Raw genomic sequence first — 10,504 nt, forward strand, 5'->3', positions numbered from 1 at the left:
ACCCGCACGGGTGCCCGCGGGGTGACTGAGTCCCATATCACACAGCCTTCGGAACGGCCCTCACCCGCGCTCCCGGCGCGTCGTGAGGAGCCGGGAGGCCAAGCCACGCCTGCCGTGGGCACCACCTGCCGATACCCCCCACCCCCTACGGACCGCCCTCCCGCCCCTACGATCTGTGACCCGTATCACCGCTCTGTTGTGATCTGCGATTTAGGGACCTACGGCCCTCGGCGATAACCTGCGAGACGGACATGCCGCGTCCACGGACACCGTGTACGCCTCCCTTGTGACAGAGCAGTCACGTTGCCCTTCGCGGCACGCCCACGCAGACAACGAACCGCGATCATCAGAAAAGGGACGGACGCGCGTGGACCTGTTCGAGTACCAGGCGAGGGACCTCTTCGCCAAGCACGGTGTACCGGTGCTGGCCGGTGAAGTGATCGACACGCCTGAGGCGGCGCGCGAGGCCACCGAGCGTCTTGGCGGCAAGTCGGTCGTCAAGGCGCAGGTGAAGGTCGGTGGCCGCGGCAAGGCCGGCGGCGTGAAGCTGGCGGCGAACCCGGACGAGGCCGTCGCCCGCGCGACGGACATCCTCGGGATGGACATCAAGGGCCACACGGTCCACAAGGTGATGATCGCCGAGCTGTCCCCGGAGATCGAGGCGGAGTACTACGTCTCGTACCTCCTCGACCGCACCAACCGCACCTTCCTGGCCATGGCCTCGGTGCAGGGCGGCATGGACATCGAGGAGGTCGCGGAGAAGACCCCCGAGGCCCTCGCGAAGGTCCCGGTCAACGCCGTCGACGGCGTCGACATCGAGAAGGCCCGCGAGATCGTGGCCCTGGCGAAGTTCCCGGCCGACGTGGCCGAGGGCGTCGCCGAGGCCCTGGTCACCCTGTGGAAGACCTTCGTCGCCGAGGACGCGCTCCTCGTCGAGGTCAACCCGCTGGTGAAGACCAAGGACGGCCGCATCCTGGCCCTCGACGGCAAGGTGTCCCTCGACGAGAACGCCGACTTCCGTCAGCCCGAGCACGAGGCGCTGGAGGACAAGGCCGCAGCCAACCCGCTCGAGGCTGCCGCCAAGGCCAAGGGCCTCAACTACGTCAAGCTCGAGGGCGAGGTCGGCATCATCGGCAACGGTGCCGGTCTGGTCATGTCGACCCTGGACGTCGTCGCGTACGCCGGTGAGAACCACGGCTGCGTGAAGCCGGCCAACTTCCTCGACATCGGTGGCGGCGCCTCCGCCGAGGTCATGGCGAACGGCCTGGAGATCATCCTGGGCGACCCGGACGTCAAGTCCGTGTTCGTCAACGTCTTCGGTGGCATCACCGCCTGTGACGAGGTCGCCAACGGCATCGTCCAGGCCCTGGAGCTCCTCGCCTCCAAGGGCGAAGAGGTCACCAAGCCGCTGGTCGTGCGCCTCGACGGCAACAACGCGGAGCTGGGTCGCAAGATCCTGTCGGACGCGAACCACCCGCTCGTGCAGCGTGTGGACACCATGGACGGCGCGGCCGACAAGGCCGCCGAGCTCGCGGCTGCGAAGTAAGGGACGAGGTCAGAACACCATGGCTATCTTCCTGACCAAGGACAGCAAGGTCATCGTCCAGGGCATGACCGGTGCCACGGGCATGAAGCACACCAAGCTCATGCTGGGTGACGGCACCAACATCGTCGGCGGCGTGAACCCGCGCAAGGCCGGCACGACCGTCGACTTCGACGGCACCGAGGTCCCGGTCTTCGGCTCCGTCGCCGAGGCGATGAAGGAGACCGGCGCCGACGTCTCGGTCCTCTTCGTCCCGCCGGCCTTCGCGAAGGCCGCCGTGGTCGAGGCGATCGACGCCGAGATCCCGCTGGCCGTCGTCATCACCGAGGGCATCGCCGTCCACGACTCCGCCGCCTTCTGGGCGTACGCGCAGTCGAAGGGCAACAAGACCCGCATCATCGGCCCGAACTGCCCCGGTCTCATCACCCCGGGCCAGTCCAACGCCGGCATCATCCCGGGCGACATCACGAAGCCGGGCCGCATCGGCCTGGTCTCGAAGTCCGGCACGCTGACGTACCAGATGATGTACGAGCTCCGTGACATCGGCTTCTCGTCCGCCGTCGGCATCGGTGGCGACCCGGTCATCGGCACCACGCACATCGACGCCCTCGCGGCGTTCGAGGCGGACCCCGACACCGACCTGATCGTCATGATCGGCGAGATCGGCGGCGACGCCGAGGAGCGTGCGGCCGACTTCATCAAGGCCAACGTCACCAAGCCGGTCGTCGGCTACGTCGCGGGCTTCACCGCGCCCGAGGGCAAGACCATGGGCCACGCCGGCGCCATCGTCTCCGGCTCCTCCGGCACCGCCCAGGCGAAGATGGAGGCCCTTGAGGCCGCGGGCGTCAAGGTCGGCAAGACGCCGACCGAGACGGCCAAGCTGGCGCGCGCCATCCTGGCGGGCTGAATCCGGCGGTAGCCGTACGAGAGGGCCCCGCCCTCGCCCGGGAGACCGGGCGGGGCGGGGCCCTCTCGCGTGCGGCGGCCGGCTATCCGGCCGTCGGCAGGAGCCGCTCGGGCCCGGGGTTGGGCTCGGAGCGCAGCTTGTCGCGGAGCTCCAGGTCCTCCGGGCGGAGCTTCTGCGGGCCGCCGCGCACCGGCACCCCGTTGACGGTCTCGCCGGGCGCGTTGACCGGGATGTAGCGGGTCGGCGCGGTGGCGGCCGTGAAGCCGGTGACCCCGATGAGGACCGCCGTCACCCCGAGCACCGCCCGGGTCCAGGTCCGGCCCCGCTTCTCGCTCCCGCTGCGGACCGTGCGGGCCGCGGGGAGCGCCGCCGCGGGGGCCTCCTCGACCAGCCGGCCCAGCCGTTCCTGCAGCGCCTCGGGCTCGGCGAGCTCGGGGATCCGCTCCCCGAGGACCGTGCGCGCGTGCAGCAGCCGATGGGCGGCGGCGGGGGTGCTCGCCTCGGTCTCGGCGGCCGTCTCCGGCAGGTCGAGGCCGAGTCCGTCGTACAGCAGCACCGTGCGCCGGTAGGGCGGCGGCAGTTCGAGGAGCGCGGTGAGCAGCGTCCGGCGGTGCGCCTCGGCGGGCGGGGCGTCGGGGTGCTTGTGGGCGCGCCGCAGCCGGTGCCAGGGCGAGAGGGCGTACTCGTACGCCGCCGCCCGCACCCAGCCCACCGGGTCCGCGTCGACGGCGACCTCGGGCCAGTGGTCCCAGGCGTGGTGGAAGGCGTGCTCGACGGACTCCTGGGAGAGCCGGCGGCGGCCGGTGAGCAGGTAGGTCTGGTGGACGAGGCCGGGCGCGGCGTGCGCGTACAGCGCGTCGAACGCCTCCTCGGGAGTGAGGCCCGGCACGGCCGGGGCGCCCGCCGGCGCTGCCGCCGCGGGGGGTGCGTCCCAGGAGTCCGTCCCGCTGGGTTCGGCCGATGGGGTGAACCCTTGCGCCGTCGCCGGTTTCAGGCGCTCCTGCGGCCTCGAAGGGCCCTTGCGGGCCGGCCAGGAGGCGATGGCCGGGGCGGGGGAGGGGGCCCGCGGCGGTCTGGCCGCCCGCTTGGCGGCCGGCTTCGGCCGGACGTGCGGCTCCGTCTGGGGGGATGCCGCCGGGGATGCCGCCGTTCGGGTCGGCGCGGACGCGGAGGGCGCGTCCCCGGACGGCGCGTCCGCGGACGGCGCCTCCCCGGAGGAGGCGAGCAGCTTCGCGTACGCCTCTCGCTTGCGGCCGCGCGGCGCCGAGCGTCCGGTCTCCCATGCCTTGACCGTGGCCTTCGTGACGCCCATGGCCTCGGCGACCTGCTCCTCGCTCAGGGCGAGGGCCTCGCGCAGCCTGCGCCGCTCCTTAGGGGTCGGCAGGGTGAAGGAGGGGGCGGAATCCGCAGTGCTCCGGCTCATCGGGGTCGACCTCCCGCAGCGCTTCTGTGGGCGGAAAAGTACATAAACGTATCTTGAGCGACACAACGGAACTTTGCCTGTTACGGGGCGGAAGCGCGTGTCGTTGGGAGCATGACCCCGTGACCCATGTGACCGAGCATCCACTGGTCCAGGGCGGCCGTTCCGCCGCGCTCGCCACCGCCTGCGTCCGCGGCGCGGTCGCCGCCGGACTCGGCCTCGGCGGGCTGGCGGTCCTGGTGGTCGCGGCCTGGATCAGCTCCCCGTACCCCGACGGCGGCCCGAACGGGGCCCTCCATCTGGCCGCCGGGCTCTGGCTGCTGGCCCACGGCGTCGACCTCGTCCGCACGGACACCGTCTCCGGCGTCCCCGCGCCCCTCGGCGTCGTCCCGCTGCTCCTGGTGGCCCTGCCCGTCTGGCTCGTCCACCGGGCCGCCCGCGACACCCTCGACACCGGCGCGGACGGCGGCCGTCCGCGCCCCTCCGCGAGCGGCGCGGTGGCCGCGGTCGCCGGCGGATACCTGCTGGTCGCGGCCGCGATCGTGGTCTACAGCGAGAGCGGCCCGCTGCCCGCCGACCTCGTCACGGCCGGGCTCTGGCTGCCCGCCGTCGTGGTGGTCGCTGCGGCCGCCGGGGTCTGGACGGCTCTCGGCCGTCCGCTGCCCGGCCTGCCGCAGGCGGCCGTCGCCCTGCGCGCCGCGGGCCACGGACTCGTCACCCTGCTCGGCGGCGGCGCCGTGGCCGCTGCGGTCTCGCTGGTCTGGCACGCGGCCGCGGCGCAGGCCGTCTTCGCGGGTCTCGCGGGGGAGTGGTCGGGCCGGGCGGCCGTCCTGCTGCTCGTCCTGGCGATGCTGCCGAACGCGGCCGTCTGGGGAGCCGCGTACGGCCTCGGTCCGGGGCTCACCCTCGGGACGGGTGCGCTCGCGACCCCGCTGGGCCTGGCCGGCGACCCGGCCCTGCCGGCCTTCCCGCTGCTGGCCGCGCTGCCCGCCGAGGGGCGCGGCACCTGGGTCCACTGGCTCACCGTCGCCGTCCCGCTCGCCGCCGCCGTGGTCCAGGGCGTCCGCGTCGGCCGGTCCGCACGCGACTGGGAGCTCCGTGACGCGACCCTGTCCGCCCTCGGCGCCGCCGGGTTCTGCGGGGCGGCCGTCGCCGTCCTCGCCGGCGCGGCGGGCGGCCCGCTCGGCACGGGCCGGCTCTCGGCGTTCGGTCCCGTGTGGTGGCAGGCGGGCGCCGCCGCGGTCCTGTGGGGCGCCTGTCTCGGGCTCCCGGTGACCCTGGGCGTACGGGCGTGGGGCCGCCGGACCCCCCGCCCGAAGCCCCTGCCGGCTCCCGCGCAGGGGGTCGCGCCCGTGCCGGCGCCGGCCGCCGCGTCCGCCGCGGTCCCCGCGCTCTCCCCGCCGGTCCACCCGCGGCCGGCCGGTGCCGTCGCCCCGGATCTCGACGACGACCTCGACGACGACTCCGGCTACGAGCCCTACGACTTCCTCCCGGCGGCCTGGGAACCCTCGCCGCCGCTCCCGCTCCGCGCCACGCCCCGGCGTGCGACCCCGTCCGGCGACGCCGAGCCGCCGGCCCCCGCCGACGAGCCGGCCGGGCCGCGGCCGTCGGCACCGCCGTCCGACGACTGAGGGGCAGGACACCTCTCGGGGTGCCGCGACGGTTTCGCCCCCCCGACCGACCGGTGACGCGCCCGGCCGGCGTCCCTCCGGTTACTCCCGGACGCCGAAGCCCGCGCGCAGGGGCTTGGGGAGGAGGTCGTTGCAGGCCAGCTGGCCCTGGTGGGTGAGGGCGTCGTCACGGCACTCGTAGAAGTCGCTGTAGACGAGCTGCATCGTGAAGCCCACGGCGACGATCATGAGGGCGATGCAGGACGCGACCAGACCGCTGATGGCGGCGGTGCGCAGGGAGCGGGCCGGGGCGGGTGCCGGGGCCGCGCCGGCGGCCGCGTCCGGGGCCGCCTGGGCCTGCGGCTGTCCCGAGGGGCGGGACGCCGGCTGTGATGTCGGCGACAGGTCGGCGGCCGGCCGTGCCTTGGCGCGCAGGGAGCTGACGCCCCAGTAGAGGCCGAGGGCGCCGAGCAGCAGCGCCAGCTCCGGGATCTCGAAGATGGCGAAGAAGAAGGCCCACATGCCGGCGAGGATGGCGTACCGCGCGCGCCGCTGCGCGGGGTCCGTCGGGTCCCAGCGGAGCCCCGGGCCCTTCGCGGGACCGCCCCGGCCGGGGCCGCCCTCCGGACCGCCCTGGCCGCCGCCCTGCCGTTCCGGGTCCCGGCCGAAGCCGTCCGCGGAGGGGCCGGGCTGACGTGGGCTCCAGCGGCCGTCGGACGAGCCCGACGGGTCCGGGGACCCGTCGGCGTCGTCGCCCGAACCCTCCGGCCGCCGCGGCTGCCACGGCTGGTCCGGCCGGCCCTCGGGCGGCGGTGCGAACGGGTTGTCGTCGTTCGTGGACTGGCGTTCCGGCATCTGCTGGACGTCTTCCCTCTGTCGTCGCGACCACGGCCGCACCCGTGGTCTCCGCTGCTGTCTCGTCTGCTGCTGGTCTGCTGCTCGGCCGTGCTCGGACGCCCGCCGCCGGGCGCTCGGTCCCGGGTCGGACCCTGACGCTACCGTCCTGCTCCGCCCCCGTCCCGTGGGGGCCGTCCCGTGTGCCGGTATCGTTGCTGACGGTCGAGCCATTCGTAGGGTTCCCCGTATCGAGCGGCACGATTCGTTCGTACGACCGCACAAACACCACGGAAAGAGTGACCCAGTGGCTGCCGCCCGCCTCGTCGTCCTGGTCTCCGGGTCCGGTACCAATCTGCAGGCCCTCCTCGACGCCATCGCCGCCGACCCCGAGGGGTACGGGGCCGAGGTCGTCGCCGTCGGCGCCGACCGCGACGGCATCGTCGGTCTGGAGCGCGCCGAGCGTGCCGGGCTGCCCACCTACGTCTGCCGGGTCAAGGACCACGCCACCCGCGAGGAGTGGGACCGCGCCCTGACCGAGGCCACCGCCGCCCACGAGCCCGACCTCGTCGTCTCGGCCGGTTTCATGAAGATCGTCGGCAAGGAGTTCCTCGCCCGCTTCGGCGGCCGGGTCGTCAACACCCACCCGGCCCTGCTGCCCAGTTTTCCCGGTGCCCACGGGGTGCGTGACGCCCTCGCCTACGGCGCGAAGGTCACCGGATGCACCGTCCACTTCGTCGACGACGGTGTCGACACCGGCCCGATCATCGCCCAGGGCGTGGTCGAGGTGCGGGACGAGGACGATGAAGCCGCTCTCCACGAGCGCATCAAGGAAGTCGAGCGCTCGCTGCTCGTCGACGTCGTGGGGCGTCTCGCCCGGCACGGCTACCGCATTGAGGGACGAAAGGTTCATGTCGGTGAACACGGACACCGTTAAGCCCATCCGCCGCGCGCTGGTCAGCGTCTACGACAAGACGGGGCTCGAAGAGCTGGCCCGCGGTCTGCACGAGGCCGGTGTCGAGCTCGTCTCCACCGGTTCCACGGCCGGCAGGATCGCCGCCGCGGGCGTGCCGGTCACCAAGGTCGAGGAGCTGACCGGCTTCCCCGAGTGCCTGGACGGCCGCGTCAAGACGCTCCACCCGCGCGTGCACGCCGGCATCCTCGCCGACCTGCGCCTGGAGTCGCACCGCGAGCAGCTCGCCGAGCTGGGCGTGGAGCCCTTCGACCTGGTCGTCGTGAACCTCTACCCGTTCCGCGAGACGGTCGCCTCCGGCGCCACCCCGGACGAGTGCGTCGAGCAGATCGACATCGGCGGCCCGTCCATGGTCCGCGCCGCGGCGAAGAACCACCCGTCGGTCGCCATCGTCACCAGCCCCGAGCGGTACGCCGACGTCCTCGCCGCCGTGCAGGCCGGCGGCTTCGACCTGACCGCCCGCAAGCGCCTCGCCGGCGAGGCGTTCCGGCACACCGCCGCGTACGACGTGGCCGTCGCCTCCTGGTTCGCCGACGACTACGCGGCCGCCGACGACTCCGGCTTCCCGGTCTTCCTGGGCGCCACCTACACGCGCGAGAACGTCCTGCGCTACGGCGAGAACCCGCACCAGGGCGCCGCGCTCTACGTCGACGGCACGGGCGGCCTCGCCGAGGCCGAGCAGCTGCACGGCAAGGAGATGTCCTACAACAACTTCACGGACACCGACGCCGCGCGCCGGGCCGCGTACGACCACACCGAGCCCTGCGTCGCGATCATCAAGCACGCCAACCCGTGCGGCATCGCGGTCGGCGCCGACGTCGCCGAGGCCCACCGCAAGGCGCACGCCTGCGACCCGCTGTCCGCGTTCGGCGGCGTCATCGCCGTCAACCGCCCCGTCTCGGTCGCGATGGCCGAGCAGGTCGCCGAGATCTTCACCGAGGTCATCGTCGCCCCGGCGTACGAGGACGGAGCGGTCGAGGTCCTCGCCAAGAAGAAGAACATCCGCGTCCTGCGCGCCGACGGCGCCCCGGCCGCCCCGGTCGAGGTCAAGCCGATCGACGGCGGCGCGCTGCTCCAGGTCACCGACCGCCTCCAGGCGGACGGCGACGACCCGGCGAACTGGACCCTGGCGACCGGCGAGGCGCTCTCCGCCGAGGAGCTCGCCGAGCTCTCCTTCGCCTGGAAGGCGTGCCGCGCGGTCAAGTCCAACGCGATCCTGCTCGCCAAGGACGGCGCCTCGGTCGGCGTCGGCATGGGCCAGGTCAACCGCGTCGACTCCGCGAAGCTCGCCGTCGAGCGGGCCGGCGAGGAGCGGGCGCGCGGCGCCTACGCCGCCTCCGACGCCTTCTTCCCCTTCCCGGACGGCCTGGAGATCCTCACCGCGGCCGGCGTGAAGGCGGTCGTCCAGCCCGGCGGCTCGGTCCGTGACGAGCAGGTCGTCGAGGCCGCGCGCACCGCGGGCGTGACCATGTACTTCACCGGCACGCGCCACTTCTTCCACTGACAGCGCAACGGGGGCGTACGGGCCGTCCGGCCCGTACGCCCCCGTCCGTCGTCCCGGGCACCGGCGACCGGCTTCCGGGATGCGGCGGCGGGTCCGCCGAACGGGTGGTCTCTGGTCTAATGGGTTGCTCTTTTGTCGGCCGCCGGTAGTGGGGGACGTGGTGTTGGACGTACTGAACAGGCCCGCTGCGGATCCCACCGACGCCGAGCCGTCCGACGGGCTCTCCCCCGCCCCCCTCCGCCCGTACCTGATCCTCGCGGGCGTCCTCTGCGGGCTGTACTTCCTCTACTCCTGGGTGCAGTACACCCACTTCCGGACCCCCTCCTGGGACCTCGGGATCTTCGGGCAGTCGGTCCGGGCGTACGCCGAGTTCCGCGCCCCCGTCGCCGACATCAAGGGCCCGGGCTTCCACATACTCGGCGACCACTTCAGCCCGGTCACCGCGCTCCTCGCGCCGCTGTACTGGATCTGGTCCTCGCCGGCCTCGCTGCTCTTCGGGCAGGCCGCGCTCTTCGCCGGCTCCGCCGTCGTCGTCGGCCGCACCACCCAGCAGATCCTGGGCAGCCGGGCCGCCGGCATCGGGCTCACCGTCGCGTACGGCCTCTCCTGGGGGCTCCAGGAGGCGGTCAAGTCCGACTTCCACGAGATCGCCTTCGCCGTCCCGCTGCTCGCCCTGACCTGCCGCGCCCTGCTCCTGGGCCGCTGGACCGCGGCCGTGGCCTGGTCCGCGCCGCTCGTCCTCGTCAAGGAGGACATGGGGCTCACCGTCGCCATGGTCGGCGCGGTCCTCTTCCTGAAGGGGCAGAAGCGGCTGGGCGCCGCGCTGGCCGGGTTCGGCGTGGCGGCCTTCGCCCTCACCGTCCTCGTCCTGATCCCCGCGGCGAGCCGGCTCGGCCAGTACGACTACTGGTCCAAGATCGAGAAGACCGGGCAGGGCACCGACACCTCGTTCGCCCAGGTCGTCGGCGACGCCCTCGCCTCGGGCGAGCGCTGGGAGATGGTCCTCTACCTGCTCGCCGTGACCGGCTTCCTCGCCCTGCGCTCCCCGCTGATCCTGCTGGTCCTGCCCACCCTCGGCTGGCGCTTCCTGTCCCAGGACCCCAACCACTGGGGCATGCACTGGCACTACAGCGCGATCCTCATGCCGGTCGTCTTCCTCGCCCTGGTCGACGCGGTCCGCTCCGTGCGCACCTCGCCCCTGGCCTGGCTCGCCTCGTACGGGAAGGTCGTCGTCCCGGTGGCCACGGCCGTCGCGCTCGTCCTCGCCGCGAACCTGCCGCTGAGGGACCTGCTGAAGCCGGAGACGTACCGCACCGACACCCGGGCCGCGGAGGCGCGGGCCGCGGTCGACGCGGTGCCCGACGGGGTCAGCGTGGAGGCCGACGTCTCCCTCCTGGCCCACCTCACGGCGGACCACCGGGTCTTCTGGGTGGGCACCTCCAAGGGCGCCACCCCCGACTACCTCGCCTTCGACCTGCGCGGCTGGTCGACGCAGGTGTCGGACCCGGCGCAGCTGGCTTCGCAACTGCATCCGGAGGCGCGGTACGAGATCACCCACCGCTCGGACGGCTTCGCGGTCCTCAAGCGGCAATAGTCGCGGGACATGACGGAGGGGCGGGATCCGCACGCGGATCCTTGCTCCCGACGGACTTCACGCCGTTGTCCTCGGCCCACTCGCGCCAGGCGGTCCACAGGACGTCCACGGGGACTTCG

The 10,504-nt window shown here is 73.5% G+C and carries 8 protein-coding genes; 6 read left to right on the plus strand and 2 right to left on the minus strand.

The features are described 5' to 3' along the window. The first annotated feature begins 367 nt into the window (after positions 1–367). Both sucC and sucD read left to right on the plus strand, forming a co-directional pair. Positions 368–1,546 (plus strand): ADP-forming succinate--CoA ligase subunit beta, encoded by a 1,179-nt coding sequence (gene sucC / locus AB0424_RS13170; protein ID WP_366304714.1) that lies wholly within the window; start codon positions 368–370, stop codon positions 1,544–1,546. Positions 1,547–1,565: 19 nt separating this feature from the next. After that, entirely contained in the window at positions 1,566–2,450 is an 885-nt protein-coding gene (gene sucD, locus AB0424_RS13175; protein ID WP_366304716.1) for a succinate--CoA ligase subunit alpha, read from the plus strand. An 82-nt stretch (positions 2,451–2,532) separates the two neighbouring features. On the opposite strand, the gene AB0424_RS13180 is transcribed toward sucD, so the two are convergent. Next, positions 2,533–3,873 carry a sigma factor-like helix-turn-helix DNA-binding protein gene (locus AB0424_RS13180; protein WP_366304718.1) on the minus strand — a complete coding sequence of 447 codons (1,341 nt, stop codon included), beginning with the start codon at positions 3,871–3,873 and terminating at the stop codon, positions 2,533–2,535. A 119-nt stretch (positions 3,874–3,992) separates the two neighbouring features. On the opposite strand from AB0424_RS13180, the gene AB0424_RS13185 reads away from it, so the two are divergent. Continuing rightward, the gene (locus AB0424_RS13185) at positions 3,993–5,501 is read left to right on the plus strand and encodes a DUF6350 family protein (RefSeq protein ID WP_366304720.1); all 1,509 of its coding nucleotides are present in this window, start codon (positions 3,993–3,995) and stop codon (positions 5,499–5,501) included. Between the two features lie 81 nt (positions 5,502–5,582). Here AB0424_RS13185 and AB0424_RS13190 read toward each other — a convergent pair whose 3' ends face one another. Beyond that, positions 5,583–6,335, minus strand: a complete 753-nt coding sequence (locus AB0424_RS13190) for a hypothetical protein (protein WP_366304722.1) — start codon at positions 6,333–6,335, stop codon at positions 5,583–5,585. Between the two features lie 286 nt (positions 6,336–6,621). On the opposite strand from AB0424_RS13190, the gene purN reads away from it, so the two are divergent. The 3 genes from purN to AB0424_RS13205 all read left to right on the plus strand — a co-directional run bounded on the left by purN (position 6,622) and on the right by AB0424_RS13205 (position 10,385). Next, positions 6,622–7,251 (plus strand): phosphoribosylglycinamide formyltransferase, encoded by a 630-nt coding sequence (purN, locus tag AB0424_RS13195; protein WP_366304724.1) that lies wholly within the window; start codon positions 6,622–6,624, stop codon positions 7,249–7,251. After that, complete coding sequence (gene purH / locus AB0424_RS13200; RefSeq protein WP_366304726.1) at positions 7,226–8,791, plus strand: bifunctional phosphoribosylaminoimidazolecarboxamide formyltransferase/IMP cyclohydrolase; 1,566 nt, start codon at positions 7,226–7,228, stop codon at positions 8,789–8,791. Before purN ends, purH begins: the two co-directional genes overlap by 26 nt. 172 nt (positions 8,792–8,963) lie before the next feature. Continuing rightward, entirely contained in the window at positions 8,964–10,385 is a 1,422-nt protein-coding gene (locus tag AB0424_RS13205) for a DUF2079 domain-containing protein (RefSeq protein WP_366304795.1), read from the plus strand. Positions 10,386–10,504: the final 119 nt, after the last annotated feature.

Source organism: Streptomyces sp. NPDC051180 (genome assembly GCF_040689545.1).
GTDB lineage: Bacteria > Actinomycetota > Actinomycetes > Streptomycetales > Streptomycetaceae > Streptomyces.